The sequence below is a fragment of the Lysobacter soyae genome (genome assembly GCF_019551435.1).
Lineage (GTDB): Bacteria > Pseudomonadota > Gammaproteobacteria > Xanthomonadales > Xanthomonadaceae > Solilutibacter > Solilutibacter soyae.
Window position 1 is genome coordinate 1 of record NZ_CP080544.1, and the last position, 25,561, is coordinate 25,561.

Genomic DNA, 25,561 nt, shown 5'->3' on the forward strand with positions numbered 1-25,561 from the left:
CTCGGGTTGGTGATCAGGTTCCCACCATCTGGATCGAATCGAACAGGAAGGCTCCCCCAGAATGCTCAGAGATGGGTGTCTAACAAATCGTTCAAGCCGAGACCGCTTCGTGGCTGCGTCAATATGTGGCAAATTGTCACATCGCCGCGGCCACAAATCGGTCCGGCTTAACTCAGGTGTTAGGGCGCACGAGATGATACGGATCGGTCGGATTAAGCGCTGGGACAAATTCGCCCTTGTTGCGGTTCTTTTGTTTTCTCTCGGGGTACTCGTTGCGGCGCTTTTCTGCTTAGGCAAGCCCATCTCTGCAAAACTTCTGACCACGCACGGCCTCGCACTCACAATTGCAGGGTTGCTTCAACTCGAGGTAAGCGGCCTCCTAGAGAACATCATGGATCGATTCAGCGACGAGAAAAAGTTTCTCTACGGCCCTCCGTCGCACATCATGCGCGAGATTTACAATGACCCAGACAGCTCAATTGGTGGTTTCATAGAGGATCTGTTGTTCTACAAGCCACGCACCGGATTCTGGCTAATCGTGCTTGGGACTGCCGCACAAATACTGGGCGTGTGGATATGAGGGTGCGCCCTAACAATTCATTCAAGCCGAACCCGCTTCGCGGGTCGGCTTAATTCAGGCGTTAGACGATTCGCCAGCAATTTCGCATCTCACAGGGGAAAACAAGCATGAGAACGCTGAGTTTTGAAGGATTTTTGCATGACTTCGGGAATGTCGCGCCGAATACGATGAATATGTCGATCTACCGCGACAGATTTCACTGCGCTTGCGGACGGTCGCATTGGTTCGATGAATCCATAGACGTAGTTTGTCAAGGCAGCCGAATGAAGGTCATGGTCACTTGCCCAGAGGATCCCAGCTATATCATCAGCTTGAAGATCAAGACCTTCATGCTGGTGAAGTTCAAAGGCTTTGACTCCCTTGCGGGGACGAGGATCTCTAGCAACGAAGACGCTTTGAGCTTCACCACGCTTCGCCAATACATGAGGCGCAGATAAGTATGGGCATTCTTATTCTTCTCCTTGTGGTCGGCGCCGTGGTGTATTTTTTTGCGTCCGCTAGGTCACGACGAGAAGCCGCGGTTGAATCCCGCGTCAAAAAGATGATTTCCGCTGGAGTAGGCTCAGCTACGTTTGCCGATCTCTACTACGAGGCTGCGAAGTCGTACGCCGTCTCTAAGGGCGCTAAAGCCGCAGATCACGAGAGCGCTGCGGCCAAGATCGTGATTGATGGGTGTGTCTACTTCGTTGTCTTTATGCGAGATTCCGGAGGCGGCACGGTCATTTCTGCCGAACGGGACTCTGATGTAACGAAGCGCATCCTCGACGACATGAGCCGCTGGTGACACAAGAATCGTCTAACAATTCGTCCAAGCCGACGCCGCTTCGCGGCGCGGCTTAACTCAGGTGTTAGGTTGAACATGGGCTGTTTTCTCTTTAACAGTATTGATTGGGGAAAAGTCGCTGAGATTATCGCGACGAGCATTGCCACGCTGGCTGCAGCTTATTTCGGCGCTAAGTTTGCGTTCGACATGCAAACTAGGCGTGAATCGGCGAAAGAAATGCAGTTAAATATCGACAGCGCAAATGTAGCAATGTTTACTATTCGGCGGTTTAGGCAGTTCTTTGAAGCCCTCAAATCCAGTATCGAGAATGATGTAGATCCTTTCCTACAACACCACCTCCTTCTAAAACCGTTTTCCACCGTCAACTGGGAGTACCCGCAATTTTCCTATGACTCATTAGCATTCCTTCTAAAAGGCAATGAGAGCGTTTTATTTAATCTAGCAGCGCTTCAAAATGATATTTCATCGACCTTAGACATAACAAAACAACGTTCTGATATGCATTATTCAATCGTCCAGCCAGCCATTGAAAGAATTCAGAATGAGAAAAATGGCGTGGGCGTACCTAGCGATCTAGCAATTATTCTGGCCGACAAACTCGGTCCGCGCATTGACGCCACAATGGAAAATCTGACCGAGGAAATGAAATCCGGAATCGCGAGTGTTATCGACCGATGCACAATTGTTGCCAATCAAATCGCAACCGCTCTCGAGACCTCATATCCGGGCAAGGTCAAGAAGCGTAAATGGAGTGCGGGCAGTTCAACCTAACACTTCGTTCAAGCCGACGCTGCTTCGTGGCCCGGCCTTTTGTGCTAGCTTCTAGCACAACGCTGTGCCACTACGCAGCGCGGCTTAACTCAGGCGTTAGGCACGGTAGGAGCATCCAAATATTGTGATTGAAGAAAAGCTATTTGCAGCCACCTCTCATGTACGCACACCGCTCACATGTTTTTCGAAATAACGAGAGTCTTTGAAATGCTGGATTTCATATTTGTAATATCGCCGTTTATTGCTGCTTGGTGGTTGGCGGGTTGGCCAGGAAAAAACGATCCCACAGTCGTCAAGATGGCTGGCTTAAGTTTTATCTTATTCGGTGTCTCAATGTTTTTGAGAATGGCTATTTTCGGCAGACAGATGCCGGCTGGCAAATACACGGACAGCCTGATGAGTACATCGGGAACTATTGGCTTTTGTGTATTTATAGCAACGGTTGGCTTCCTAGTCTTATTTGTCCATCACTATTTTTCAAAGAAAGACTAAACGAGTGTTGCTCATATATAAAAATATTTATAAGTCCTTTATGAAAACGTACCTTCGTTAAAGTCGGCTTGCGAAAAAATTTACTCTGTTAGCGGTGCTCATTTATATTCCGCACAAACAGCGTTCAAGGTAAGTTCGTGTTTGAGGTGTCAGGTTGTAGTTTTTAGTTCATAGCGACTGTGGAAAAGCTTCAGGTTTGTCGTGTATTGGAAGGCCTATGAGTTGAATGTAAATTGGGTTTTCGGCGAAGTGTGGTTTTTTGGTTGTCTTGTATCGGGCAATATCACACTTTACTTATTAAGTTGCCTAACAAGGTAATGTTGGCGGACGCCTAACGGCGCCGCAAATCTTGACGTTAGGCGTCTTAGGGGCAGCAAGGCCGTCCCATACAAGAAGCAGGGGAGCTATGGGTTACTACATCAACCAAAAATGCGGAAGCTGCGGGAAGAGTCTCACAGGAGGGTATGTGAGCAACTACTCCGGCATCGGGCAGCCATATATTGGCTGCCCCCGCTGCGGAACGATCAACGACAATTCTGATCGTGTAACGGAGTGGAAGTTAAAGTCATCTTTAGGAAAATCGGCATTTGTGCTCCAGCATGTATTTTCGGTTATTTTTACTATGGTTTTGGCGCAGCCATTCTTGGTGCAATCCTGCTTGGAGCCGAGGCGATTAGTTCAATGACTGGATTCGTTGTCGTTATAGGCTGTAGCCTTGTGTTTGGCCTGCTGCGATTCTGGGTCAAGATCAATCGCGCAATAAAAGAGTCCGATGATCGTATGAGTAACCCTGAGTACGTCGCCAAGCTTAAGAGGCTAGGAATCTCTCACTAGTCATGAGGGCGACGCCTAACAATTCGTTCAACCCGACATACCTCCGTGGCACGTGACTGAGGCTTTGCGCTACGCTAGCCTCAGTCCCGCACCACTACGGCATGCGGGTTAACTCAGGCGTTAGGCATCTAATGGGACATTAAGGCAGCTCAAAGATGGAGCAAGACGTAACCATTCAATTTCGACCAGATTTTGCGGTCATTGTTTGTGACCATGTTTTTTCTGGCGCAAGCCCTGTGCTCCTCGTTGTTCGAGATGAGGAAACCTCTTGGCAGTTCCTCTGCGGCTCGGATGTAGATGCAGATGACTGTCATTCTGTTGGCGTCGGTCACCTGATCGCTCATGATGCTAGCCTTAGTCAAATGGCTGCCTTGCCCGCAGGCTTCTGTGCAGAACGGGAATCGGCATCTATGTCTTGGTCTATTACCAGCTTAGATGCCTAACAATTCATTCAAGCCGACACCGCGTCGCGGCGCGGCTTAATTCAGGCGTTAGGCCCCACCCAAGGAGTCACGATGTTCTTTAAGAAACTCGGCAGCAAGATCGCAACTTCCGTACTAATGTCGCGCAGCGGAAGCATTGTGGCTTCTCTGACAGGGGTAAGTCCCAGAGAGCTCCCCGGACCCGTGTACGAAAAGCTGTCAGAGTTCATCGCCGGCATCGAGCAAGATGTACTTGCCGGACATCAAGATCCACTAAATGACCATGAGGGAGCATTTCTCCAGCTCTTCTTCATTGAGCGGGTTTTAGAGGGCAATGAGCACGGCTCGTTTACCGTGGAAAGATTTAGAAATGCACGCACTCGCCTGTTTAGTGACCACAAAGATAAGATCAGGGGCGACATTTCCTTTCTGCCCTTCACAACCTAATGGCCGTGGGGCCTAACAATTCATTCAAGTGGAAGCCGCTTCGCGGCTCCACTTAATTCAGGCGTTAGACGCCAATGAAGTCACTTCCGCTCTTTTCTTTCCTACTCGCAGGGTGCGCAAGCATTATTCACGTCGCCTCCCTGACGGAAGAGAAAGTATCGGTAGCGCGCGCGGCCTTAATTGATCTAATGGCCAAGGGATACGTTCTTTCGAAAGACGTGAACGAGGCAGTAGCAGTTTGTTTTCCCAGTCTGACAGACCCGCCAAAAGGTTTCTTGAGCTCAATAGATCGACCGAACTTGTTCCCTTGCTCGGCCTTGAACCGTGCCACGGCATCAGCGCCTCGCATTATTCGAGCGTCTCGGCGCCGAGCTACGCAATGCACGGTTGATTCGGTGACAATCGAAGCAGACGGCGAGACCGCCCTCGTAGTGGGTAGTTGTGTCGACCAGCCGTTATCGGGTGGCGGCTTTGTCGTCACTCTCAATAAGCAGGACAACATCTGGATCGTGACTGCGAATCACCCTACGTGGACCAGCATGTCGACAAGACGCCAGAGTCTCGAGTTGGCGTCTAACAATTCGTTCAACCCGACATACCTCCGTGGCACGTGACTGAGGCTTTGCGCTACGCTAGCCTCAGTCCCGCACCACTACGGTACGCGGGTTAACTCAGGCGTTAGACGACCAGATGACCACCAAGCCGCTTGACAGATTAATGTTTGCCCAGGGAGGCATTTGCTTCTTTTGCAACATGCCCCTTCCAAAAGCAGACGCTAGTGTCGAGCATCTTGTTCCTTCCTCCCGCGCCGGAAGCAACAGCGATGACAACTGCGTTGCCTGCTGCAAAGCAGTCAACGCGCTCTTTGGCAGCATGTCGCTTAAAGAGAAAATTCGCGTTGTTCTGAATCAGAACGGCAAGTTCGTCTGTCCAAATGGCAATGGCAAAGCACAGCCTTCGCCTGTTGCTCCGGCTAAAGCTGCTCCCGTTCCACCAAAGATCGACAACTATGCAGTTGTTCTCGCAGATCTTAAAAAGCGCGGCGCGTCTCGACCGAGGAAAGTCGAGACACTCAAAAGCACCATTCGTGCAACTGTCAAGAACGCAAAGAGTTCCATCACGGAGCCGCAGCTGGAAACACTTATCAAGCACTTGCAGGTCAACGGTAAAGTCATCATTGCTGACACAAAGGTCAGCTACTCGCTATGATCGTCTAACAATTCATTCAAGCCGACGCCACTTCGCGGCGCGGCTTAATTCAGGCGTTAGCCACCGGGAGTGGAGTAAATGGCAGCTCGCAAGAAAAGCACGAAACGCGCGACAAAGAAGGTGGCGAGAAAGAGAGCGGAGACGCCACCTGAAAGTTGCTTCGTCATCATGCCCTTTGGCGGTTGGCTAGACGACTACTACTCGGACATCTATTGCTCGGCGATTGAGGAAAGCGGGCTGAACCCGCAACGGGCGGACGATCTATTCCGCCCAAGCACCATCATCAACGACATCTGGGACTACACAAAAAAGGCCAAGGTTCTACTCGCAGACCTAACTGGAAAGAACCCCAATGTGTTCTATGAGCTGGGGTTGGCGCATGCGATCGCGAAGCCGGTAATACTGATCGCGGAATCGATGGAAGACATCCCTTTTGACCTTCGAGCGCTCAGAGTCATTCTGTATGACAAGAACGCGCCAAATTGGGGCGAGATACTCCGTCAGAAGATTGTTGCTTCTCTCAAGGAAGTACTCAGTGCTCCAGCCGAAGCGGTCCTGCCCACGTTCTTGAATGTGAAAGGCTTAGGGGCGAAGACGTCCGTTTCGCAGGATCAGCTCGATCTGATCGAGATCAAGCAAGATCTGGACATGCTCCGCCGCGAGATCCGGACCCAGCAATCACGGTCCACACACATAGATGCCGTGGAAGCCAAGTCGCTGCTACGGACACTTGTCAGCCATGGCTCGAGCGACGAGGACGTGCTAAGGCGTCTTTCTCGCCTTGGAGCGCCCGAAGACTGGATACGTGATGAGCTAAAGAGGGAACGAGATAGCGTGGAGCGCAGGCGTCGTCTCATCGCTCAGCGTCTCCATGACCAAAGAGAGAAGGCGCAAGCGGGCCCCGGCCACGGCACGAAAGACGCGTAGCCCTGTGGCTAACAATTCGTCCAAGCCGACGCCGCTTCGCAGCGCGGCTTAACTCAAGTGTTAGACGCATGAAGCACATTCTCGCGACTTGGTGCATATTCCTTCTCGCTCTTCCGGCAGGTGCCACAAAGGTGAGGCCCGTCTCTCTCACCGAGCTCACAGAGAACTCTGAACTAGTCGTCTACGGCCAGATCCAGCTGGGTCAGATCATCGCCGGTGACTGCGGCGTGCGTTATGTCGTCAAGATTGAAGAAGCCTACAAGGGGCGTTTAGGGCCTGACACGTCCCTTCTTTTCTCGTCAGACAAGCCATTGCTCACCGGATCGCGGTACGTTCTTTTCCTGAGCAAGGAGTCAGAAGCCTTCGATCCGATTCTTTCAACGAACTCGTTCGGGCCGCGTCCGGATCCTGAGCGCGTCAAAGTTTGCCAGCGAAACCGTCCGCTCTACACCGTCAATGTCTGGGGCACCGGCGCGCTGGAAGTCACAGGAACTTATGCATCGGCAGCAAAGGTGGCGGTGTTTGATGACTTCATGATTCTTATGCCCAAGGGAGCTAAAGTCGGGAAGCTAGACTCGAGCGAGCGCTACGACGTGGAACGTGATACAGGCAGCATCGAGTTTGGCATTCTCCGTGGCCTGCTAAAGCGCAATCCTAATCCAAAACGTGCGCCTAACAATTCGTTCAACCCGACATACCTCCGTGGCACGTGACTGAGGCTTTGCGCTACGCTAGCCTCAGTCCCGCGCCACTACGGCATGCGGGTTAACTCAGGCGTTAGGCGGCACACCAGCATCAAGGATGACCATGCAACCACTGCTCGCTACAGCGGCAATTCTCGCACTGGTAACAGGTGTAGTTCATTCGTTTCTGGGTGAGCGGTTGATTTTCCGCCAGCTTCGGGTGGCCTCAATCGTCCCCACGCTGCCCGCTCCGCCTTTGCAGAATCGACATGTTCGTATCCTGTGGGCCACGTGGCATTTGGCGTCCGTCCTTGCATGGGCATTTGCCGGATTGCTTTGGCAACTTGCAAGAGCTTCATTACCGTCATTGTCAGCTCAGTCGGTGCTCATGGCTGCAGCAGCGGGTTTCATAGCAGGTTCGCTGCTCGTGCTTTTTGCAACGCGCGGCCGCCATCCAGGCTGGATTGCGCTAGCGGTAGTCGGCGCCTTATCCTGGGCAAGTGCCGCCTAACAATTCGTTCAACCCGACATACCTCCGTGGCACGGGACTGAGGCTTTGCGCTACGCTAGCCTCAGTCCCGCGCCGCTACGGCATGCGGGTTAACTCAGGCGTTAGGGCCCACAGCAAGCAACATGGCTACTGATCTTTATCCACTAACCACCGCCAAGCTCGAGGAGCTCTCTCGTCCGACGAGCGAAAGAATCATGAAGTGGCGGTTCTTCAACGCCCAGAAAGGCATTGAAACAACCAAACAGGATGGTTCGGCTGTTTCAATTCATGGTGTCAAGTACGCGGGTTCTGTCCCGCTCGTCTACTGGTCTGGCTTCTTTGAGCCATTCATGGTCCACGCCGCATCCGAGACTTTTAGATGGGTGTCTGATCACTGCAAAGCAAATCGTCTTGATCCGGCTCCGCACATTGATGAAGCGCGCCTGCTCATTCATGGATTCATTAGAAAGAGCTACAAAGACATCGCTCGAACTGACCAGCTCCTGCGGGGCAACGGGTTCCCGGACACCGTCACCCCACGGGACGTTTCGGGCAAGGAGCAAGCCGTGTGTGATCACGTAGATCAACTAGCCAAAGCCTATCTTCTATCCGGTCCACCGATCGCGCTGGCAAACGAAGACATCCTGGAGCTAAAGCCCAACTTGTGGGGGATCGGCCTCAATCTAAACGCCGCATGGCGTCGCTTCAGGGCTAAGTAGGTGGGCCCTAACAATTCATTCAAGCCGAACCCGCTTCGCGGGTCGGCTTAATTCAGGCGTTAGACGACCAGATGACTACAAAGCCGCTTGACAGATTAATGTTCGCCCAAGGAGGCGTTTGCTTCTTTTGCAACATGCCCCTTCCAAAAGCAGACGCTAGTGTCGAGCATCTTGTTCCTTCCTCCCGCGCCGGAAGCAACAGCGATGACAACTGCGTTGCCTGCTGCAAAGCAGTTAATGCGCTCTTTGGCAGCATGTCGCTTAAGGAGAAAATTAGAGTTGTACTGAATCAGAACGGCACGTTCGTATGTCCAAATGGCAATGGAAAAATACAGCCTCCGCTTGTTGCTCCGCCCAAAGCCGTTCCAATACCTCCAAAAGTTGACAACTATTCAGTTGTTCTCGCAGACCTGAAAAAGCGTGGCGCTTCCCGCCCGAGAAAAGTCGAGACACTCAAAAACACCATCCGTGCAATTGTAAAGAATGCAAAGTCCTCCATTACGGCGCCGCAGCTGGAAGACCTCATCAAGCATTTACAGGCCAACGGAAAAATCAAGATTGCTGACACAAAGGTCAGCTACTCGCTATGATCGTCTAACAATTCGTTCAACTCGAACTTACTTCGCTCCGCCAATCACATGGCAAATAATCTTGCCACGTGATTGGCTACACTACGCAAGTCGAGTTAACTCAAGCGTTAGGCGGGCAATCACATGTCAATCGCGATACTGATAGGGCTCGCATTTGCCACCGCTGTCATCGTTTGGGCCGTTCCCAGAAGCAAAGCCACTAAAATTGCTGCAGAGCGTGACGCACGCCTGGTTAGAAGGCAGGCCGCAATTCAGTCTGCGATTGACCAGGCCGGGACTGTGCTCAAAGATCCGAACACATCCTTAGAAATCGGTGAGGCTGCTGCAGCCAATGTGCTCGCTGAACTTCGCTCACTGAATCAGGATGGAGGCTTGGATGATCTGATCGCTGACACGCAGGAATTCATTACAGAGTGGCGTTCATCCCGCTCGCCTGCCTAACAATTCGTTCAACCCGACATACCTCCGTGGCACGGGGCTGAGGCTTTGCGCTACGCTAGCCTCAGTCCCGCACCACTACGGCATGCGGGTTAACTCAGGCGTTAGGCATCATGTGGAAGAAGTTCGCGCTTTCAATATTGATCTTCGCCTTTTACGGTTGCGCAGCTAAGGATTGGGGTGCTCGCCAAGCGTTTCCTAATCATCAGCAGCTCGTGGGCGTTTATTTTTGGGGGGACGGCATGGGCGCAAATGAGGTACTGACCCTCCACAGCGACGGGACATTTACGCAAGAATTTCCAGGCCACCTAACTCAGCAGTCCACGAGCCTTCGCGGCGTTTGGAGGTCCAGAGAGAAGCATGTCTTTTTCTACTCTCCAGATGGCACGTTCCCGCCACGTAGAGGCGGCCTCACGTACGGAGAGACATTCTTCTTTGAGGGAAAACCAGCATTCGTCGGTGAAGCCGATATCGGGAAAAAGGGTGTTTCACGAAGTTGGGTCTATAAGTGGCAACGTCGCCCTGATGCCTAACAGTTCGTTCAACCCGACATACCTCCGTGGCACGCGACCGAGGCTTTGCGCTACGCTAGCCTCAGTCCCGCACCACTACGGCATGCGGGTTAACTCAGGCGTTAGGCTGCGGAGAGACATTAATGCAACCTCAAGCAGAGAACCCATGTAATTGGAGATTGTCGATCCTCTTACATGCAGGTTACACACTTAGGCTCTCTGACAGTCCTAAAGACACGCTTGACTTACGCCATCCGTCACGACGCATAATCCCTGCAGGTGACGCGATGTTGTACCTACTTCCAGATGGCTCAATCTTGACAACCAGGTCAGATAGAGATGGGCTCCCAATAACCATCGCTGCTGATGATGACCAAGGATTCCGCCTACTTCTTTCAGGAGTGCCAACACCAACGTGGTGGGAGATCAACCAGGACAAATTTATTGATCGCTGTGTCCAAGCCGGGCTAGTGGTCGCCCTTCTCCTTGTGCTGTTCTTTAGCCGCACGCATTAATGGGGCCGCAGCCTAACAATTCATTCAAGCCGACGCCGCTTCGCGGCGCGGCTTAACTCAGGTGTTAGGGGGACTGATGTCGCATACGCAACAAGTCGAACAATCCGCTTCCGCTGTTCGTCGCATGTGGGAGCGGCACGGAATCAAGCAACCACTGCGCTTCGTTGCCTTTTGCTTGAGCATGCTCCCAATTCCGGTCATACAACAGGTCGGTCAAGCCGTCGACCGGCATCTGTCGGACAAGGACTTAGACGATCGGCTTCAAGGCTTGTGGGACAAGGTTGTGGCCCTCAATGCGGCAGCCCAGACGGCGGAGACCGTCGAGGATGCAGTCATTGAAGTCGCCCGAGCCGTTGAATCCAGTCCTGAGCTACAGCAAGAAACACGCGCGTTACTGCAGCAGCTAGGCATCCAGCAGAAAGAATTCATCGCTATAGCGGAAGATGGTAGTTTCCAAAGCATTCTTAACTCGCTCGTCGTCGCAGAATCCGCCGTTTTCTCTTCGCGATCAGGTGCTACGACGAGCATCGAGGGGGCGACAGTTCAAGCGGACCGAACGCTCCTCCACTCAACTGGAGGAAGCAAAAACTACGTTAGCAACAGTACGTTTCAAGGCGTTGGCGGGTCCGTCGGCATGCAAGGCATTTCCACACAAGGAAACATCACGGTGCAAGGCAGCTCGGTAGGGTTTGGGCCGAACTCTTCCCTCAGCTTCGGCGGAAATCCTTACCTGGTTTCTGGAAAATGCCCGAACTGCGGCACCTTGAATCAGGCAGATCGACGCCAGTTGACGGGGTACACCCACATCCAGTGTGCGGGCTGCAAGGCAGCACTGCCCTTTAGCTTGCAGTCCCTCTAACAATTCGTCCAAGCCGACGCCGCTTCGCGGCGCGGCTTAACTCAGGTGTTAGACTTTGGAATGAATATCCTCGATATCCAAGGAATGCTAAAGGCCTGGGCCTCTGCAAACACCCGCGTTGCACGGCTCTGGATTTTTGGAAGTCGTGCGAAAGGAACATCGAGACCTGACAGCGATATAGATATCGCTATAGAGCTCAACTTAGGCCTCAATGGACGATCAAGCGAGACGTCAGAATTTATTTTTGCTACATGGGCTTTTGAATCCAACCCCTGGAAAGAGCAGCTCGAACTGTTGACGAAACTTCCAGTCGACCTACAGCTTTACGACGGGCAAGAAACGCCAACGATTCAGTGTGGAGTGAACGATGGCGGCTTGCTCGTATTCGATCGCTCCAAAGTCTAACCATTCGTTCAAGCAGACGTTGCTCCGTGGTCGCTTCGGCGTGGTACGCTCACGCTACCACGCCGCCTCGCCCACTGAGCAACGCGGCTTAACTCAGGCGTTAGGTGCAATTGGAAAGTATGTCGTTAGCCAAAGCACAAATCGGCAAGTGCGGCGAGCTTCTGGTGCAGTACCAGCTACTACTGCGTGGCATTGAGTCAGCTCCAATGAGCACCGACACAGGCATTGACCTTGTCACTTACTCTCCCAAGCTACCTCACCCCATCACAGTTCAAGTCAAGACCAACCTTCAATCTAAACCTGGAGGCGGCAAGGGCAAGCTCGCGCTTGACTGGTGGGTTCCAAATGACACACCCGCTCATTACGTCGCGCTCGTTGACCTTTCCAGTGAGAACATTTGGTTCATGTCGCCTGCCGAGCTCCGTATTCACGCACAGCAGCAGCCGGCTGGCCGGCTTCACATCTACATGTACACGGACCCATCTGCTCAGCCTCGCCGCTCAGATCGTCTGGCACACTTGCATGAGTTCGAGCATTTCAAGCTCGCCAACCGGGTGTCCGCCGTCTATGGCACCTAACAATTCATTCAAGCCGACGCCGCTTCGCGGCGCGGCTTAATTCAGGCGTTAGGCAAGGCAGAAAGACTATGGGCGACTGGGATTTTCTTTACGAGATGAATGAGCGCGGCTATAGCGCCGAAGAAATCGCCGACGCTGCCGGGTGTGGCGTAGCACCTTGGCAGTGGAAGTACGTTGATCGGGAGTGGGTTGACTCCCAACTCAAGGACACACCAGAAGATGACGTTTATTCCATAGAGCCATGCGAACCGTTTGAGAGCAGAGACGGCTTTCCCTACAGCATTCTGGAGCAAACAGAAATCTTCCAAGAGCTAGTAGAGTGCGCTGCACGGCACTTCGAGAACATAGGCAGATACTTGCAAATTTGGGGTGAGTTGGGAGAAATCTACGCTGAGATCAAGTTCGGGCTTCGCCGTCACGGCACTCACACGCCTGGATCTGATGGCACAATCGACCGCAAGCTCGTTGAGGTAAAAACCATTTCACCCGAGAAATCTAACGATCGTGTGGTAGTCAAGAGTCAAGGCGACTTTGAGCAATTGCTAATTGTCCGGATTGATCAAGATTTCCAATTTCAAGGCAAGCTCTTCGACAGGAGCGAACTCAAGGGTGACGCCGGCAAGTTCCTCAGGGGGCGCCTGAAGGTATGACGCGCGCCTTGCCTAACAATTCATTCAAGCCGCCGCTGCTTCGCGGCTCGGCTTAATTCAAGCGTTAGGTGTCATTACGAGGTTTCCTTCCCATTTTGGAGAAGTTCGATGAAGCGCCCACTAGTATTAATTTTAGCAATCTCGGCTAGTTTCGCCATTAGTTCTTGCGCCACCGCGAATTCCAACGCATCCGTGAACAAGGGCCTAAGGGCTATACCACAACGCGACGCACAGCTTCGCAAGCTCGAGGTGCGCGCCCTTTCGTACCAACGAGCTTTGGATCGCGCCGAAAGCAATCGTGCGGCGCAACAAGGTACTCGTACGCAACCTCCACCGACTCCGCGCTGACACCTAGCAATTCGTTCAACCCTACAAGTCTCCGCTCCGCAAGAATGGGGCTCTTACGCTATGCTCGCCCTATTCCCGCTGCGCTACGCAATGCGGGTTAACTCTGGTGTTAGGCCGCACATGAAGCATCAGGAGACATTGATGAAAATTCTCCATTTCGCCGCAGCGATCCTTATCCTGATTTCGCCCGTCGCTTCTGCCCAGAACCTTGACGCAACACAGCAGTACAAGAGATGTCCGGCAAACGCTGCCTCAATGGCTGACAGCCGCCGCTGCGACTCAGAGGAGCTAGATCGGCAAAAGGCTCTGCTCACCGCTGAGTACAAGATCATCACCGCTGGTGCCAGTCCATCCGCAACAGCCAATCTCGACAAGGCGCAGAAAGCCTGGGTCACGTATCGTGACCTCGACTGCAAGGCCAAGAGTTCCGCTATACCCGGCAGTGGGGCATCGGATGCGTACTTTGAGTGCATGCTGCAGCACATCCGAGTTAGAAAACTGCAGCTAGAGAACTACTGGTCGCTCTAGGTGCGGCCTAACATTTCATTCAAGCCGTGGCCGCTTCGCGGCCCGACTCAATTCAGCAACTGTCCTCCGACGAACGGTTAAATTGCCATTGCAGATGCCTCCGCGAGCTCATCCCGCCGGCGCGCATTGACGATACCCAGAAGCTTTTGCATGCAGGCCACAAGCGCCACTTTTCCAACCTTCGCCCTAGCTCGTAGCTGTTGATAGTGCGCTTTCATTTCCGGACTCCACCGAACTGAAGATAAGGTTGCCAAATACAGGTCGACTCTTATGTGGGATCGGCCGCCTCGCACCCGTCGTTTGCCTTGAGTCTGACGGCTATCCTTTGCCAAGGGCGCAACCCCCACCAACTTGCAAATCTGTTGCCGGTTCATCAGTCCCAGCTCTGGAAGACACGCCAGCATGGTTGCTTGGAACACAGGACCCAGCCCTTTCCTGTCACCGAGTGAGGGCGTGCGATGCGCGCTGACAATCCGCTCGATTTGATGTTCGACGGCGACCAATTCACGCTTCAATGCGGCGAGCGTCTTCGCAATTGACACCCTGATGTGCGCCGGAGACATCGCAGATTGCTGCCGTTGCATTTGTATCATCTTAACGACTTGGCTACGGCGTCTCGTCCACTCGGAGAGTGCTTTAATCCAAGGCTCCGGCAATGCGTGCCTGCGTAAGCGATCGGCGAACATTCCCGCCATAAGACACAGTAGACGCGCGTCTATCTCGTCGGTTTTTGCCAACTCACCTGTTGCACTGGCGAAGTTCCGCGCTTGCCTTGGGTTCACCCGGGCGACCCATAGTCCCGCTTCGCCCGCAGCCTCGAGAAAAGCATCCTCGTAACCGCCCGTCGCTTCCACGATGGTGCGCTCTACACCTTCCTCCACCAGTCGTCGCATGGCCTTGGCGAGGCCCGCCTTTGTGTTCGGGACCTGCAGAACCTTCTGACCTCCCGAAACTGCGATATCAAGGAACCGCTTACCCACATCGACGCCCGCTGCCTTCATCCCTATTCTCCGCTAGAGTAGGTCTATCGAGAGCAATCACGTCCTGGCCCACGCTTATGAATTCGAGGGAAACCTCTAGCAACTGTTCGGGCGTAAAGACGTGAGACCCGACGTGCGGTCCATGCTGTTTTCCGGTGGTCTGAACACCAAAGCGTTAGGCGCGCGCTTATCAAACGATCGCCACAGTCAAAGGATTTCCGTGCTAAAAAAATTGGTTTTAATGGCTGCGCTAGTGACGCTTACCTCATGCGTTACAGTCCCACAACAATCTATAAGTAGAAATATCCCCACCGGTTTCAACGGTATCGCCTTATATGCGAAAAGCACACGGGACATTGGGAGATATTACTCATATGGATATGCCAATTTGGAAGCACGCACTCCTTTCACACTGGATACAAGGTTTCAGATAGGCTCTGTATCTAAATTTTTAACGACTCTGGTCGTGCTACGACTTGCGGATAAGGGAAAGCTCACGCTTGACCAACCAATTGGCACTGTATTGACGTCAATTCCTGGCAACACCGGGCGATTGGTCACGATTCGAAACTTGCTCAGCAACACGAGTGGAATTCCTGATGGGGCCACAGCAGCCTTAAGGAAGGATCCTTCTGTAAGATCTTCCACTGCGGGGGCCATGGAATCATATCCATTGTGGGCCAACGGCACTCTTAATTTCGAACCAGGAAAGGGGTGGGATTATTCCGTCACCAACTGGATACTTGTCAGAGCGATCATTGAAACAGTGTCAGGCGCCAGCTTTACGGATGCTGTGAGGGCTGAGCTAACTCTACCGCTAGGCCTCAGAAATACGGGAATTCCTGCAATGTCTTTTCCAGAATCAAACTTTGACGCTGGAAATTATTCGGCAATTGATTCGTCTCCCTCCCCAAGCTATATACCTCCTTTTGCCGCAGCATCAGGATCATTCTTCAGTTCTGTCTCAGATTTAAGATTGATCATGGATGGAATTTATTCTGGCAAATACATATCTACAAATCGGATACGCGAGCTTGAGACTGTCAACTTCACTTCTCAAAATTACGCCTTAGGCGGACGCGTCGAAGTTCAGAATGATGTGTTGGTTCTTAAAGAGGCGGGTAAGACTGGCAACTATCGCGCTCTCGTGACCTTTGTCCCAAGCAGCGGCGAGTTCAGGGCAATTTTGAACAATACTGGCCTCGACCAAGATCTACTTGAAGAAATTGCCAAAAAGCTCGATTGATTCTCAAGCGGGTCCTAGAGTTTCCAAATCAGGGAAGAGAATAAATACGTCACGTTGACGAAGCCCGTTGTTTGTACTGTTGCTCGTTCCGCTTCCGGTTGCGGCAAAGCCTCTGTTGGGTTTTGCTGTCTCCTTCAAGACAGATGGATTTTCAGCAAAACACTGACCGGTGGGGAAGTCATTTCTGCGCGGCCGAGCAGCCCGGCCGCCAGCGCTGGTTTAGGGATGAGTTCTACCCCGAAATCACGGACGATCTGTTCGCGTTCTTCCCTAACCAGCCCCGACAAACAAAGCTCTACCTCGCGCCCGGTCGGTCATAGCAAATTGTGGCGCTTGATAGCGAGGGTCGAGTGTTGTCCAAGCGTATAGTCAAGCTATCGAAATGAGCGTTGAGGATCAGACGCATGGAAGAATGGATTTCTCACGGCTTTCGTTTGGCGTGGATTTGCCTGGCCGCGTATTGGATTTGGAGTGCGCGCAAGCTTAAACGCACCCAACGCACCGAACCCAAGCTGTTGCAGCTCGCGCTTTATTGGACGCCACTGATCATTGCCGGGCTGCTGCTCGGACCGGGCGAATGGTTTACCGGCAGTTGGCTGCGCGAGCGCTTCGTTCCGCATGGGCTCTGGGTCAAGGAGATCGGGCTGGCGCTCACCGTCGCCGGCGTTTCGATCGCGTGTTGGGCGCGACATATTCTCGGTCGCAATTGGAGCAGCGTGGTCCAAATCAAACAAGACCATGAGCTCATTGAAGCCGGCCCCTATCGCCGTGTTCGCCATCCCATTTACACCGGGCTGCTGCTCGCCATTCTCGGCACTGCAGTCGGCGCAGGCGATTGGCGCGGATTGCTGGCCTTGCTGATTGTGTTTGTATCGTTCTGGAACAAATACCGGCACGAAGAGCGATTTCTCAGCGAGCAATTCGGCCAGAAGTATCTCGACTACATGCAGCGCACCAAAGCGCTGATCCCCGGGGTGTTTTAAACCCTGCCGCTCACCGGAATCCCGCCCATGCAAATCTTGGCCACCGTCCTGGTCGCGTTTGTCGCCCTGCTCCATGTCTACATCTTGATGCTGGAAATGTTTTGGTGGACCTCGCCAAAGGGCCGCCGCGCTTTCGGAACGACTGAGACTTTTGCCGAACAAACCAAAGTGCTGGCCGCAAACCAAGGCCTCTACAACGGCTTTTTGGCCGCCGGTTTGTTCACCGGTCTCGCCCTTGGCGAAGATGGGCGGCTGTTCAAGCTGTTTTTCCTCGGCTGCGTGATTGTGGCCGGTATCTACGGTGGCCTGACCGCGTCGCGCAAAATCCTGTTCATTCAGGCACTTCCGGCCGTTTTAGCCTTGATTTGCGTGGTTTTCAGTCACGGCTAATGGCTTCGCCGCCGGTACACGATAGACTGGTCTGATCGTCGCTAATTCCGCCGTTTTGGCGGTTTTCGGCGCCATTGGAATAGATTTTCGGAGAACCGCAGTGAAGCTTCCATCCATCATCATCACGCAGCAGGACGCTGACCGCCTCGAAGCCATTTTGGAGCGTTTGTCGGAACAAACCTTCCCCGGCAAGGAAAGGCTTGAAGCCGAATTGGATCGCGCCACCATCGTGAGCGCGCGTGATGTGCCGGCCGACATCGTCACGATGAATTCCACCGTGTTGTTTCGCACCGGCGAAGGCAAGGAATTCTCTTTGAAGTTGGTCTATCCGAAGGATTCCGACGGCTCGCCGGACAACATTTCCATCCTCGCGCCGGTCGGCAGTGCGCTGCTGGGCCTGAAGGAAGGCGACACCATTTCCTGGCCGATCAACGGGGGCGCCAGCATGGATGTGCAGGTGATTCGCGTCACGGAACAGCCCGAGCGCGACGGCAATTTCGCTGCCTGACCGGATTCCACAACGCCGACGGTGCGGTCACCCTATGCGCGCCGGAACACCCGGTGCCGCTGGGTACGCGTTGGCTCTGAATTGAATTGCGAGGAGTCTGCACATGCGTTTGGAAAAAGTTTTCGCGATTAAATGGGCGAGTCTCTATCCGATGTATGTGAAGAAGGTGGAGTCAAAGGGCCGCACCGAGGCCGAGCTGATTGAAGTCATTCGATGGTTGACCGGCTATTCCGCCGCCACGTTGAAGAAACTCGGCAGCAGCGAGACCGATTTGGAAACCTTTTTCGCCAAAGCCCCGAAGTTCAATCCCAATGCCGGATTGATTACCGGCGTGGTCTGCGGCGTGCGCGTTGAAGAGGTGGCCGATCCGTTGATGCGCAAGATCCGCTACATGGACAAGCTCATCGACGAGCTCGCCAAAGGCAAAGCCATGGAAAAAATTCTTCGCGCTTGAGCCGCCATTTCTGGGCATACTGCTTCAACGACTCACTCATTCACCGGGACCCTTCATGAAACGTGTCACAGGCATTGGCGGCATTTTCTTCAAATCCAAAGACCCGAAAGCCTTGGGTGAGTGGTACAAAACCCACCTCGGCATGGATGTCACTGAATGGGGTGGCGCGATTTTTCCCTGGGGCGGTGAAGGCAGCAGCGAAGGCATGACCATCTGGTCAACCTTTTCCGAAAACAGCGACAAGATGGCACCGAGCACGGCACCCTTCATGATCAACTACCGCGTGGACGATTTGGACGCGCTGATGGCGGCCTTGAAATCCGAAGGCTGCCAAGTCATCGATAACACCGAGCCGTCCGATTTCGGCAAGTTCGGTTGGGTGATCGACCCTGACGGCAACAAGATCGAACTGTGGGAGCCGCCGGCCTGAGTCAGGCCGTGCGTGCCGCCTTGCGTTGACGCTTGGCGGCATACATGGCGGCATCGGCGCGCGCGATGATGGCTTCGGGCTCACGCTCATCGGCGTCTGCAAACACCAAGCCGATGCTGGGGCCTTCGTAATCGAGGGTCTGCGACTCCAGTTGGAAGCGTCCGCGTGTGGCGTCTTGCATACGCGCCATTAGCGCATCGACGCTGTTGTCATCATCTACATCCATATTGCCGACCACCACGAATTCATCGCCGCCCAATCGCGCGGTGAAGTCATCGCCGCGATGGCAATTGGCCAACGCGCGTGCCATGACCGCCAGGAACTGATCGCCGACTTCGTGGCCATAGTCGTCATTGATTTTCTTGAAGCCGTCCAAGTCGATGAATGCGACCCAGACGCGGCCACCCAAGCGGTCGCGCAGGTGCAGGCGTCGCGCCAAGGTATCGAGGAGTGCGCGCCGGTTCGGCAAGCCCGTCACGCTGTCGGTGAGCGAATGATGGGTGAGTTGTTTGTTGGCAACCTGCAGTGCCTGCATCAATCGCTCGCGTTCCAGCTGTTGGCCGATCAAATGCGAGAACAGCCGCAGTACGCGTTCGGCGCCGGGCTGCAGCGGTTTGCGTTCGTCGCTGGCGGCACACAAGGTGCCTTGCAATGTGCCGTCGGTGGTTCGGATCGGTGTGCTGGCATAGGTGGCAATGCCCAGCGCCCTTGCCGCATCCGAGTCACCCCAGCAGCCGGCGACATCGTCGGTATAGGCGCGGCCTTCATCCAAGGCGCGTTTGCACAAGGTGTCATGCCACGGCACGGTGATGCCTTCGGGAATCACCAAGCGCCGGGAATTGCGTGCGTACACCACGTGCTGCACACCTTCCGCTTCATCAATGGTGGTCATGTAGGTGGAATCGAGGCCAGTCACTGCTTCCAGCAACTCGAGCAAAGGCCGCACCAAATCTTCCAACGACTTGGCTTGCACGATCGAATCGGCGAAGTTCGCCAGGAAGTCTTGCTGTGTGACGGTTTGCATCACCGGATCATAGTCAATTCAGGCTGATGGCGCATCGCGCCTTAAAATGGGCAACACCCCCATCACGGCAGTCGCCTTGCTCGAACTCGACACCAATTGGCATTACGCGCAATCCGACGGTCGCCAGCACTATTTGCTGAAGGCGAAGCACGGACGGCGTGTGATCGGGCGGGCGCACGGTTGGTTCGCGCCGAACGCGAGTTTCGTGCTTGAAAAGATCGAACTGGATCAACGCCATCGTTCGAAAGGCTTCGGTACTTCGATGATTGCGTGCTTGCGCGCTCAGGCGCGTGATCAACGCTGCACGCGTTTCGTCTTCGCCGGTGTCATGCGCAACAACGCCGGTGCCATCCGTCTGTATGAATCCATGGATGCGGTGGTGAACATCCTGAGCGACGAGCGCTGCGAATACATCCTTTCTCCCCCATAAGGACAGCCAGATGATCAATGACGTGTTGAAATTTTGGTTCGAAGAAACGAAGCCCGAGCAATGGTGGAAAGTTGATGCGGACTTCGATGCGACCATCAAGTCACGTTTCGGTAGCGTGCTGTCGCAAGCGGCAGCGGGTGAATTGCATACCTGGCGCATTGAGCCGCGCGGTCGCTTGGCGGAAATCCTGGTGCTCGACCAGTTCTCACGTAATGTCTATCGCGGCACACCGGGGGCGTTCGCCCAAGACGGCATGGCCTTGGTACTAGCGCAGGAAGCCGTGGCGATTGCCTCGCTAGAGGCATTGACCCCGAAACAGCGCCCCTTTTTGATCTTGCCTTATATGCACAGCGAATCTGCGGTGATTCATGCCGAGGCGATGCGCTTGTTTGAGCAGTTCGCGCCCGACAATCTGGATTTTGAAGTGCGACACAAAGCCATCATCGATCGCTTCGGTCGCTATCCGCATCGCAATGCGCTGCTGGGGCGTGAGTCCACCCCGGAAGAGCTTGAGTTCTTGAAGCAGCCGGGTTCGAGTTTCTAACCGTAAAAAGAAAAGGGCCGATCCAAGATCGGCCCGTTCTTAATGTCGCGGTGACGTCGCTCAGTTCTCAACCAACTGCTTGCGCGGGAAGCGTTGCTTCATCATCGCCGCGTTATAAGCGAACGAGGCAACAATCGCCGACGCTTGCTTGAGATCCGGCTCGGAGATGTGGTCTTGCACGTCGAGGTGCGTGTGGTGCACGTGGCTGAAATAGTCCAGACCGTCTTGCACGAACTGGAAGCCCGGCAAGCCGACTTGATCGTACGAGATGTGGTCGGTACTGCCGGTGTTACGTTGGGTGACAACGGTGGCGCCGACATCATTGAACGGCTTCAACCATTCTTCGAAGATCGGAGCGGCCGCAAGGTTTTCCTGGCCGTACACGCCGCGGATTTTGCCGCTCCCGTTATCGAGGTTGAAGTACACCGATAGCTTGTCGTAATCGGCCATGCGCTGCAGCTTGCCTTTGTTCGTGCGCAGCGAACGCGGAATATTCTTCTCGGCCGGATCGGTCGGTTCGGGATATTTCGCGAAGTGCTTGGCCACATAGGCTTGCGAGCCGACCAGACCTTGTTCTTCACCAGTCCACAGACCGACGCGGATGGTGCGGTTGGGTTTCGCGCCCACGGCCTTCAGGATGCGCATGGCTTCCATCATCACCGCAACGCCAGCGCCGTTGTCGGCCGCACCGGAACCGGTGTGCCAGGAGTCCATGTGCGCACCGATCATCACGATTTCATTGCGGTTCGGGCCGGTGCCCGGGATTTCAGCAATGGTGTTGAAGGCCGGCTTGTTGGTGTCGTCGGTGAAGCGGGCGTCCGATGCCACTCGCAGGCTGACTTTCTCTTTGTCGGCCAGGGCGCGCATCACGGTGTTGTAGTGTTCGGCGATCATCACGAACGCCGGTACGCCGACCGACTCGCCGGCTTTGCGCGAACCGCCACCCATGACGCGAACAATGCCGTCGTTCCAGCTGCTGATCGACATCGTGGCGAGCACGCCTTCATCAATCAGGAATTGGTTGAGCAGCGGGGTGAACTCGGCGCGCTCGCGGAAACGCTTCATCATCGCTTCCGGTGATTCATCGCCAGCCGGACGGCTGACCGGCACCGGCGAAGACGCGATTTCCTCCAGCGACGCTTTGTCGTGACGTTGGAAATCGGATTTTTCGTTCGGCTTGTACGGACGCAGATCGTCCAAGAACACGATCTTGCCGCGCAGTTTGCCTTTGAATTTTTCGAGGTCGGCCTTGGAAGCCAGCTTGGCGACCATCGCCTCGCCTTCGACCATGCCGTTGGTGCCCGGCGTCCAGGCTTTCGGCAGCGCATGCAACGGCATGGCGCGGGGCACGGTCATTTCAACGTGCGCGTCGGTAAAGACCCAGCCGCGACCGAAATCTTCAACGGCTTCGTCGTGCACATTGGCCAGACCCCACTCGGTGAACTTCTCACGCGTCCAGGCATTGGCGGCGTACATGGAGGGCGAGTTGGTCAGACGCGGACCGATGACATCGGTCAGGTGATTCAACGTTTTCAACACTTGCGAGCGTTGGAAGGCTTCGGCGCGAATGCGGCCGGTCATATCCATATCGACGGACTGCGCGTGCGCAATCCCGACACCTGCGATACCTGCGGCAAGCGCAAGCGTTTTCAATGCATTTCTCATGACGACCCCAAGTACAGACAACCTTTGAGTCTAGGTATCCGCCGGTGCTGCGGCGGGTGCCTAAGGTCATGGATTCGGCTCAGTGTTCTCAAATGTGCGCATGATCACGCTTGCGATGTCGGCGGGCATTTCCATGTGCAAATGATGGGTGCCTTCGAACAAGGCGAGGCTGCCCTGCTTGAGCTGCGCGACATAGCGTTGGCGTACATCGTCCGGCAGATAGGGCTGCGCCGGCGTGGCGAAGATCACCTGGGTCGGGCAGTCGATATGGGCGAGCACGTCTTCGATTTGCGCATCGACCGGTCGCAGCCACGTCGGCACGGTGAGCCGTTGGTCGGTGCGCCATTGGAAGCCGCCCGGCACGGTTTTCAGGCCGCGCTCCACCAACAGTCTTGCTGTCGGCTCGCTCAAACTGTTGGCGACCATGCGCGCTTTGATGGCGGGCGCGATGTCCGGAAACACGCGCAGCGATCGCGTCGCCATGGCACGCGACGAGGCCACCGATTCGCGCATGCGTTGCGCGGTGTTGCCGGCGTCTTCCGCCAAGCCGCCCAAGGCTTCGATGCACACCAGCGACAGCACCCGCTCCGGTGCGCTGGCCGCCACCAAACTGGCAATGCCTGCGCCCATCGAGTGGCCGAGCAAATGGAATTCGGTCCAGCCGAGCGCATCGGCGATATCAAGAACGTTGAGTACCGCCAATTCGAAGGTGTAAGCGACGCCGAGCGGTAGATGGGCACTGCTGCCGTGTCCCGGCAAATCCACCGCCACCAAATCGAGATCGCGCAGATGCGGCGCCATCGGCACGAAGCTCGCGGCATTGTCCAACCAACCATGCAGCGCCAGCACTTTTGGTGCGCCGGCTTCACCCTGGCGGAGGCCCGTGATCTTGCCGATCGGAATCTCAATCTCGAAGGCGTTCAAGGCTGTGCTTCCCGGGCAATTTGCACCAGTGCATCGGCGTGCGCATCACTGTCGTTGAGACAGGGAATGTAATTCAGGCGTTCGCCACCGGCCTGTTTGAAAATCTCGGCATTGGTGTCGGCGATTTCTTCGAGCGTTTCCAAACAATCCACGGCGAAGCCCGGACAGATCACATCGACGGTTTTGACGCCCGCCCTGCCCCACTCCTCAAGGGTGGTGACCGTGAACGGTTCGAGCCACTTCGCGCGACCGAATCGCGATTGGTAGGTCAGCGTGATGTCATCGCGTTGCAGACCTGCGGCGCGTGCAATTTTGCGCGTACCGGCTTCGCAGTGCGTGGCATAAGGATCGCCTTTGCGCACCAAGGCCGCCGGAATGCCGTGAAACGAAAACATCAATTTGTCGGCACGGCCGTGCGCACGGTGATGGGCACGCAATTGATCGGCCACGGCCTGCACCCACGCCGGATGGTCGTGATAGTCGGCAATGATCTTGAACTGCGCATCCGCAAAGCGCGGCGCCAAGGCATGGATGCGATCTTCCACCGAAGCGGTGGTGGTGGTCGAATACTGTGGATACAACGGCAACACGGTGAACGCACGCACGCCTTCGTCATACAGTCGGGCGATGGTCGTATCCATATTGTTGCTGCCGTAACGCATCGCCAGGGCCACGCGCGTGTCGGAAAGTCGCTGCGCGATTTTGGCGGTCAACGCTTCGCTCAACACTTTCAAGGGCGAGCCGCCATCCATCCAAATGCTTGCGTATTTTTCCGCCACCGGTGCACAGCGCTTGGGCAGAATCACGCGATTGAGCAACGGCGACCAAATAAAACGCGGAATGGCGACCACGCGCGGGTCCATCAAAAATTCGGCCAAGTAACGCCGGACCGATTCCGCATCCGCCTGATCCGGTGTGCCGAGATTGACGAGTAAAAGGGCGTTTTTCACAGATTTGGCAGGTTCCATTTAGCGCACTAGCTTAACGCGCGACAGGTGCGGCTGCCGTGTTCGGTTTACCCCCCGCGCCGCAACGCTTAGCATCAAGGTTTCGCACGCAAATGGATGACTCATGGATTTTCGCGCTGCCACCCCCGCTTTCCGTTGGCTGCTGCCGACACTGCTAGTCGCCGGCGGCTTGGCGGCAAGTTCTGGCGCCCAAGCGAAAGACAAGCTGGATGACGCTGCCCGTGCGCAGCGCGCGGTGCAGGTGTTGCGCGATATCCAAGCCATTCCCGAATCGGCAATTCCGGATCGTTTGTTTGATGAAGCCCGCGCCGTGGTGGTGGTGCCGGACACGTTGAAGATCGGCTTTATTTTCGGCGGTCGTCGCGGTGAGGGGTTGCTCTCGGTGCGCCGCCCGGATGGCAGCTGGTCGGCGCCGTCCTTCGTCAAACTCACCGGCGGCAGCATCGGTCTGCAGGCCGGCGTGCAATCGGCGGACATCGTGATGGTCTTCCACACCGATCGCGGTTTGGACAGCATTGTGGCCGGCAAATTCACCCTCGGCGCCGATGCCGGCGTGGCGGCGGGCCCTGTGGGCCGCACGGCCTCGGCCTCGACGGATGAACAGTTGAAGGCGGAAATTTGGTCTTGGTCGCGCGCCCGCGGCCTGTTTGCCGGTGTGTCGGTGGACGGTGCCGCGCTGTCAATTGACGACGCCGCGAACCAACGCATGTACGGCCAAGGCAGTACGCCGCGGATGATTTTTGAAGGCCGTACAGCCGTGCGCACCCCGAATGCGTTGGTGGATTTCAGCGATACGATCGAAGAAGCGGCAGCCGCCGCACACAGCCGCCGCGCCGTCAGTGATGCGCCGGTGGCCGCCAGCGCCACACCAACGGTAGCACCCGCCGCTACCGCGGCACCGGTAGCAGCGCCGGAAACGCAAACCGCGGCGCCGGCCGCAAGCAGCGCGGTCACCACCGAAGCCCTGCCCGAGCCGGCCAAAAAACCCTGAGCCCGAAGGGGCGATGCGGTATCCTTTGCGCTCGAATTGAAGAGGATTTGCCATGAGTATTGGGCACTGGATTGTCGTGCTCGTCATCGTCTTGCTGGTGTTCGGCACCCGCCGTCTAACGAGCGGCGCGCGTGACCTCGGCAAAGCCGTGAACGAGTTCAAGAAGGGTGTGAACGGCGAAGAAGAGCCGAAGACGCCGCCGTCCGAAAAGACGGACGATTCGAACTCGAACACGCCGTAATC

General features: G+C 55.1%; 34 protein-coding genes. 29 read left to right on the plus strand and 5 right to left on the minus strand.

Features of this window, described 5'->3' with window-relative positions; genetic code table 11:
• The first annotated feature begins 193 nt into the window (after nucleotides 1-193).
• The 19 genes from H8L67_RS00005 to H8L67_RS00095 all read left to right on the plus strand — a co-directional run bounded on the left by H8L67_RS00005 (nucleotide 194) and on the right by H8L67_RS00095 (nucleotide 13,781).
• Nucleotides 194-580: a hypothetical protein gene (locus H8L67_RS00005; RefSeq protein ID WP_220379769.1), complete on the plus strand. Its 387-nt coding sequence runs from the start codon at nucleotides 194-196 to the stop codon at nucleotides 578-580.
• A 107-nt stretch (nucleotides 581-687) separates the two neighbouring features.
• Entirely contained in the window at nucleotides 688-1,017 is a 330-nt protein-coding gene (locus H8L67_RS00010) for a hypothetical protein (RefSeq protein ID WP_220379770.1), read from the plus strand.
• A 2-nt stretch (nucleotides 1,018-1,019) separates the two neighbouring features.
• Nucleotides 1,020-1,364: a hypothetical protein gene (locus H8L67_RS00015; protein ID WP_220379771.1), complete on the plus strand. Its 345-nt coding sequence runs from the start codon at nucleotides 1,020-1,022 to the stop codon at nucleotides 1,362-1,364.
• 75 nt (nucleotides 1,365-1,439) lie between these two features.
• A complete protein-coding gene (locus H8L67_RS00020) occupies nucleotides 1,440-2,135 on the plus strand; it encodes a hypothetical protein (protein WP_220379772.1) in 696 nt (231 codons plus the stop codon).
• 177 nt (nucleotides 2,136-2,312) lie between these two features.
• Nucleotides 2,313-2,627, plus strand: coding sequence for a hypothetical protein (locus tag H8L67_RS00025; RefSeq protein WP_220379773.1), 315 nt, complete (start codon nucleotides 2,313-2,315; stop codon nucleotides 2,625-2,627).
• A 989-nt stretch (nucleotides 2,628-3,616) separates the two neighbouring features.
• The gene (locus H8L67_RS00030; protein ID WP_220379774.1) at nucleotides 3,617-3,904 is read left to right on the plus strand and encodes a hypothetical protein; all 288 of its coding nucleotides are present in this window, start codon (nucleotides 3,617-3,619) and stop codon (nucleotides 3,902-3,904) included.
• A 72-nt stretch (nucleotides 3,905-3,976) separates the two neighbouring features.
• Nucleotides 3,977-4,330: a hypothetical protein gene (locus tag H8L67_RS00035; protein ID WP_220379775.1), complete on the plus strand. Its 354-nt coding sequence runs from the start codon at nucleotides 3,977-3,979 to the stop codon at nucleotides 4,328-4,330.
• 690 nt (nucleotides 4,331-5,020) lie between these two features.
• Entirely contained in the window at nucleotides 5,021-5,539 is a 519-nt protein-coding gene (locus tag H8L67_RS00040; protein WP_104586287.1) for an HNH endonuclease, read from the plus strand.
• Between the two features lie 78 nt (nucleotides 5,540-5,617).
• Nucleotides 5,618-6,466 (plus strand): hypothetical protein, encoded by an 849-nt coding sequence (locus H8L67_RS00045; RefSeq protein ID WP_220379776.1) that lies wholly within the window; start codon nucleotides 5,618-5,620, stop codon nucleotides 6,464-6,466.
• A gap of 68 nt (nucleotides 6,467-6,534) precedes the next feature.
• Entirely contained in the window at nucleotides 6,535-7,179 is a 645-nt protein-coding gene (locus H8L67_RS00050; RefSeq protein ID WP_220379777.1) for a hypothetical protein, read from the plus strand.
• Nucleotides 7,180-7,273: 94 nt separating this feature from the next.
• Nucleotides 7,274-7,660: a hypothetical protein gene (locus H8L67_RS00055; RefSeq protein ID WP_220379778.1), complete on the plus strand. Its 387-nt coding sequence runs from the start codon at nucleotides 7,274-7,276 to the stop codon at nucleotides 7,658-7,660.
• Nucleotides 7,661-7,782: 122 nt separating this feature from the next.
• Complete coding sequence (locus H8L67_RS00060; protein ID WP_220379779.1) at nucleotides 7,783-8,358, plus strand: hypothetical protein; 576 nt, start codon at nucleotides 7,783-7,785, stop codon at nucleotides 8,356-8,358.
• 71 nt (nucleotides 8,359-8,429) lie between these two features.
• The gene (locus H8L67_RS00065; RefSeq protein WP_220379780.1) at nucleotides 8,430-8,948 is read left to right on the plus strand and encodes an HNH endonuclease; all 519 of its coding nucleotides are present in this window, start codon (nucleotides 8,430-8,432) and stop codon (nucleotides 8,946-8,948) included.
• A 123-nt stretch (nucleotides 8,949-9,071) separates the two neighbouring features.
• Nucleotides 9,072-9,389 carry a hypothetical protein gene (locus H8L67_RS00070; protein ID WP_220379781.1) on the plus strand — a complete coding sequence of 106 codons (318 nt, stop codon included), beginning with the start codon at nucleotides 9,072-9,074 and terminating at the stop codon, nucleotides 9,387-9,389.
• A 1,100-nt stretch (nucleotides 9,390-10,489) separates the two neighbouring features.
• Nucleotides 10,490-11,272: a hypothetical protein gene (locus tag H8L67_RS00075; RefSeq protein WP_220379782.1), complete on the plus strand. Its 783-nt coding sequence runs from the start codon at nucleotides 10,490-10,492 to the stop codon at nucleotides 11,270-11,272.
• Nucleotides 11,273-11,332: 60 nt separating this feature from the next.
• The gene (locus H8L67_RS00080; RefSeq protein ID WP_220379783.1) at nucleotides 11,333-11,677 is read left to right on the plus strand and encodes a nucleotidyltransferase family protein; all 345 of its coding nucleotides are present in this window, start codon (nucleotides 11,333-11,335) and stop codon (nucleotides 11,675-11,677) included.
• Nucleotides 11,678-11,781: 104 nt separating this feature from the next.
• Entirely contained in the window at nucleotides 11,782-12,255 is a 474-nt protein-coding gene (locus H8L67_RS00085) for a hypothetical protein (RefSeq protein ID WP_220379784.1), read from the plus strand.
• Nucleotides 12,256-12,323: 68 nt separating this feature from the next.
• Entirely contained in the window at nucleotides 12,324-12,905 is a 582-nt protein-coding gene (locus tag H8L67_RS00090) for a hypothetical protein (protein WP_220379785.1), read from the plus strand.
• A 489-nt stretch (nucleotides 12,906-13,394) separates the two neighbouring features.
• On the plus strand, nucleotides 13,395-13,781 hold the full coding sequence (locus H8L67_RS00095) for a lysozyme inhibitor LprI family protein (RefSeq protein WP_220379786.1): 387 nt from the start codon (nucleotides 13,395-13,397) through the stop codon (nucleotides 13,779-13,781).
• Nucleotides 13,782-13,858: 77 nt separating this feature from the next.
• On the opposite strand, the gene H8L67_RS00100 is transcribed toward H8L67_RS00095, so the two are convergent.
• Nucleotides 13,859-14,782, minus strand: coding sequence for an IS110 family RNA-guided transposase (locus H8L67_RS00100; protein WP_220379787.1), 924 nt, complete (start codon nucleotides 14,780-14,782; stop codon nucleotides 13,859-13,861).
• A 220-nt stretch (nucleotides 14,783-15,002) separates the two neighbouring features.
• Here H8L67_RS00100 and H8L67_RS00105 point away from each other — a divergent pair, with 220 nt between their 5' ends.
• The 6 genes from H8L67_RS00105 to H8L67_RS00135 all read left to right on the plus strand — a co-directional run bounded on the left by H8L67_RS00105 (nucleotide 15,003) and on the right by H8L67_RS00135 (nucleotide 18,772).
• On the plus strand, nucleotides 15,003-16,007 hold the full coding sequence (locus H8L67_RS00105; RefSeq protein ID WP_255556084.1) for a serine hydrolase domain-containing protein: 1,005 nt from the start codon (nucleotides 15,003-15,005) through the stop codon (nucleotides 16,005-16,007).
• 404 nt (nucleotides 16,008-16,411) lie between these two features.
• Nucleotides 16,412-16,990, plus strand: coding sequence for a methyltransferase family protein (locus tag H8L67_RS00110; protein WP_220379789.1), 579 nt, complete (start codon nucleotides 16,412-16,414; stop codon nucleotides 16,988-16,990).
• A 27-nt stretch (nucleotides 16,991-17,017) separates the two neighbouring features.
• Nucleotides 17,018-17,380, plus strand: coding sequence for a DUF1304 domain-containing protein (locus tag H8L67_RS00115; protein WP_255555973.1), 363 nt, complete (start codon nucleotides 17,018-17,020; stop codon nucleotides 17,378-17,380).
• A 100-nt stretch (nucleotides 17,381-17,480) separates the two neighbouring features.
• Nucleotides 17,481-17,888, plus strand: a complete 408-nt coding sequence (gene rnk, locus H8L67_RS00120; protein WP_220379790.1) for a nucleoside diphosphate kinase regulator — start codon at nucleotides 17,481-17,483, stop codon at nucleotides 17,886-17,888.
• A gap of 103 nt (nucleotides 17,889-17,991) precedes the next feature.
• Nucleotides 17,992-18,342, plus strand: coding sequence for a DUF2200 domain-containing protein (locus H8L67_RS00130; RefSeq protein ID WP_220379791.1), 351 nt, complete (start codon nucleotides 17,992-17,994; stop codon nucleotides 18,340-18,342).
• 55 nt (nucleotides 18,343-18,397) lie between these two features.
• Entirely contained in the window at nucleotides 18,398-18,772 is a 375-nt protein-coding gene (locus tag H8L67_RS00135) for a VOC family protein (RefSeq protein ID WP_220379792.1), read from the plus strand.
• 1 nt (nucleotide 18,773) lies between these two features.
• Here the strand turns inward: H8L67_RS00135 and H8L67_RS00140 are convergent, their stop codons facing one another.
• Complete coding sequence (locus tag H8L67_RS00140) at nucleotides 18,774-19,796, minus strand: sensor domain-containing diguanylate cyclase (protein WP_220379793.1); 1,023 nt, start codon at nucleotides 19,794-19,796, stop codon at nucleotides 18,774-18,776.
• A gap of 46 nt (nucleotides 19,797-19,842) precedes the next feature.
• Here H8L67_RS00140 and H8L67_RS00145 point away from each other — a divergent pair, with 46 nt between their 5' ends.
• Entirely contained in the window at nucleotides 19,843-20,226 is a 384-nt protein-coding gene (locus H8L67_RS00145; RefSeq protein ID WP_220379794.1) for a GNAT family N-acetyltransferase, read from the plus strand.
• 10 nt (nucleotides 20,227-20,236) lie between these two features.
• Nucleotides 20,237-20,770, plus strand: coding sequence for a DUF924 family protein (locus H8L67_RS00150; protein WP_220379795.1), 534 nt, complete (start codon nucleotides 20,237-20,239; stop codon nucleotides 20,768-20,770).
• A gap of 60 nt (nucleotides 20,771-20,830) precedes the next feature.
• Here H8L67_RS00150 and H8L67_RS00155 read toward each other — a convergent pair whose 3' ends face one another.
• The 3 genes from H8L67_RS00155 to hemH all read right to left on the minus strand — a co-directional run bounded on the left by H8L67_RS00155 (nucleotide 20,831) and on the right by hemH (nucleotide 24,309).
• Complete coding sequence (locus H8L67_RS00155) at nucleotides 20,831-22,435, minus strand: M20/M25/M40 family metallo-hydrolase (RefSeq protein WP_220379796.1); 1,605 nt, start codon at nucleotides 22,433-22,435, stop codon at nucleotides 20,831-20,833.
• 66 nt (nucleotides 22,436-22,501) lie between these two features.
• Nucleotides 22,502-23,359: an alpha/beta fold hydrolase gene (locus H8L67_RS00160; RefSeq protein WP_220379797.1), complete on the minus strand. Its 858-nt coding sequence runs from the start codon at nucleotides 23,357-23,359 to the stop codon at nucleotides 22,502-22,504.
• Nucleotides 23,356-24,309, minus strand: a complete 954-nt coding sequence (gene hemH, locus H8L67_RS00165; RefSeq protein WP_434063406.1) for a ferrochelatase — start codon at nucleotides 24,307-24,309, stop codon at nucleotides 23,356-23,358. Before hemH ends, H8L67_RS00160 begins: the two co-directional genes overlap by 4 nt.
• A 121-nt stretch (nucleotides 24,310-24,430) precedes the next feature.
• Between hemH and H8L67_RS00170 the strand changes: the two genes are divergently transcribed.
• Together H8L67_RS00170 and tatA are read left to right on the plus strand one after the other, a co-directional pair.
• A complete protein-coding gene (locus H8L67_RS00170) occupies nucleotides 24,431-25,318 on the plus strand; it encodes a lipid-binding SYLF domain-containing protein (RefSeq protein ID WP_220379799.1) in 888 nt (295 codons plus the stop codon).
• Nucleotides 25,319-25,370: 52 nt separating this feature from the next.
• Complete coding sequence (gene tatA / locus H8L67_RS00175) at nucleotides 25,371-25,559, plus strand: twin-arginine translocase TatA/TatE family subunit (RefSeq protein ID WP_220379800.1); 189 nt, start codon at nucleotides 25,371-25,373, stop codon at nucleotides 25,557-25,559.
• Nucleotides 25,560-25,561: the final 2 nt, after the last annotated feature.

Excerpts from the sequence above, each read along its gene's own strand:
- H8L67_RS00005 (WP_220379769.1), top strand. The coding sequence starts at position 194 with ATGATACGGATCGGTCGGATTAAGCGCTGGGACAAATTCGCCCTTGTT.
- H8L67_RS00010 (WP_220379770.1), top strand. The coding sequence starts at position 688 with ATGAGAACGCTGAGTTTTGAAGGATTTTTGCATGACTTCGGGAATGTC.
- H8L67_RS00015 (WP_220379771.1), top strand. The coding sequence starts at position 1,020 with ATGGGCATTCTTATTCTTCTCCTTGTGGTCGGCGCCGTGGTGTATTTT.
- H8L67_RS00020 (WP_220379772.1), top strand. The coding sequence starts at position 1,440 with ATGGGCTGTTTTCTCTTTAACAGTATTGATTGGGGAAAAGTCGCTGAG.
- H8L67_RS00025 (WP_220379773.1), top strand. The coding sequence starts at position 2,313 with ATGTTTTTCGAAATAACGAGAGTCTTTGAAATGCTGGATTTCATATTT.
- H8L67_RS00030 (WP_220379774.1), top strand. The coding sequence starts at position 3,617 with ATGGAGCAAGACGTAACCATTCAATTTCGACCAGATTTTGCGGTCATT.
- H8L67_RS00035 (WP_220379775.1), top strand. The coding sequence starts at position 3,977 with ATGTTCTTTAAGAAACTCGGCAGCAAGATCGCAACTTCCGTACTAATG.
- H8L67_RS00040 (WP_104586287.1), top strand. The coding sequence starts at position 5,021 with ATGACCACCAAGCCGCTTGACAGATTAATGTTTGCCCAGGGAGGCATT.
- H8L67_RS00045 (WP_220379776.1), top strand. The coding sequence starts at position 5,618 with ATGGCAGCTCGCAAGAAAAGCACGAAACGCGCGACAAAGAAGGTGGCG.
- H8L67_RS00050 (WP_220379777.1), top strand. The coding sequence starts at position 6,535 with ATGAAGCACATTCTCGCGACTTGGTGCATATTCCTTCTCGCTCTTCCG.
- H8L67_RS00055 (WP_220379778.1), top strand. The coding sequence starts at position 7,274 with ATGCAACCACTGCTCGCTACAGCGGCAATTCTCGCACTGGTAACAGGT.
- H8L67_RS00060 (WP_220379779.1), top strand. The coding sequence starts at position 7,783 with ATGGCTACTGATCTTTATCCACTAACCACCGCCAAGCTCGAGGAGCTC.
- H8L67_RS00065 (WP_220379780.1), top strand. The coding sequence starts at position 8,430 with ATGACTACAAAGCCGCTTGACAGATTAATGTTCGCCCAAGGAGGCGTT.
- H8L67_RS00070 (WP_220379781.1), top strand. The coding sequence starts at position 9,072 with ATGTCAATCGCGATACTGATAGGGCTCGCATTTGCCACCGCTGTCATC.
- H8L67_RS00075 (WP_220379782.1), top strand. The coding sequence starts at position 10,490 with ATGTCGCATACGCAACAAGTCGAACAATCCGCTTCCGCTGTTCGTCGC.
- H8L67_RS00080 (WP_220379783.1), top strand. The coding sequence starts at position 11,333 with ATGAATATCCTCGATATCCAAGGAATGCTAAAGGCCTGGGCCTCTGCA.
- H8L67_RS00090 (WP_220379785.1), top strand. The coding sequence starts at position 12,324 with ATGGGCGACTGGGATTTTCTTTACGAGATGAATGAGCGCGGCTATAGC.
- H8L67_RS00095 (WP_220379786.1), top strand. The coding sequence starts at position 13,395 with ATGAAAATTCTCCATTTCGCCGCAGCGATCCTTATCCTGATTTCGCCC.
- H8L67_RS00100 (WP_220379787.1), bottom strand. The coding sequence starts at position 14,782 with ATGAAGGCAGCGGGCGTCGATGTGGGTAAGCGGTTCCTTGATATCGCA.
- H8L67_RS00105 (WP_255556084.1), top strand. The coding sequence starts at position 15,003 with ATGGCTGCGCTAGTGACGCTTACCTCATGCGTTACAGTCCCACAACAA.
- H8L67_RS00110 (WP_220379789.1), top strand. The coding sequence starts at position 16,412 with ATGGAAGAATGGATTTCTCACGGCTTTCGTTTGGCGTGGATTTGCCTG.
- H8L67_RS00115 (WP_255555973.1), top strand. The coding sequence starts at position 17,018 with ATGCAAATCTTGGCCACCGTCCTGGTCGCGTTTGTCGCCCTGCTCCAT.
- H8L67_RS00130 (WP_220379791.1), top strand. The coding sequence starts at position 17,992 with ATGCGTTTGGAAAAAGTTTTCGCGATTAAATGGGCGAGTCTCTATCCG.
- H8L67_RS00135 (WP_220379792.1), top strand. The coding sequence starts at position 18,398 with ATGAAACGTGTCACAGGCATTGGCGGCATTTTCTTCAAATCCAAAGAC.
- H8L67_RS00140 (WP_220379793.1), bottom strand. The coding sequence starts at position 19,796 with ATGCAAACCGTCACACAGCAAGACTTCCTGGCGAACTTCGCCGATTCG.
- H8L67_RS00145 (WP_220379794.1), top strand. The coding sequence starts at position 19,843 with ATGGGCAACACCCCCATCACGGCAGTCGCCTTGCTCGAACTCGACACC.
- H8L67_RS00150 (WP_220379795.1), top strand. The coding sequence starts at position 20,237 with ATGATCAATGACGTGTTGAAATTTTGGTTCGAAGAAACGAAGCCCGAG.
- H8L67_RS00155 (WP_220379796.1), bottom strand. The coding sequence starts at position 22,435 with ATGAGAAATGCATTGAAAACGCTTGCGCTTGCCGCAGGTATCGCAGGT.
- H8L67_RS00170 (WP_220379799.1), top strand. The coding sequence starts at position 24,431 with ATGGATTTTCGCGCTGCCACCCCCGCTTTCCGTTGGCTGCTGCCGACA.
- tatA (WP_220379800.1), top strand. The coding sequence starts at position 25,371 with ATGAGTATTGGGCACTGGATTGTCGTGCTCGTCATCGTCTTGCTGGTG.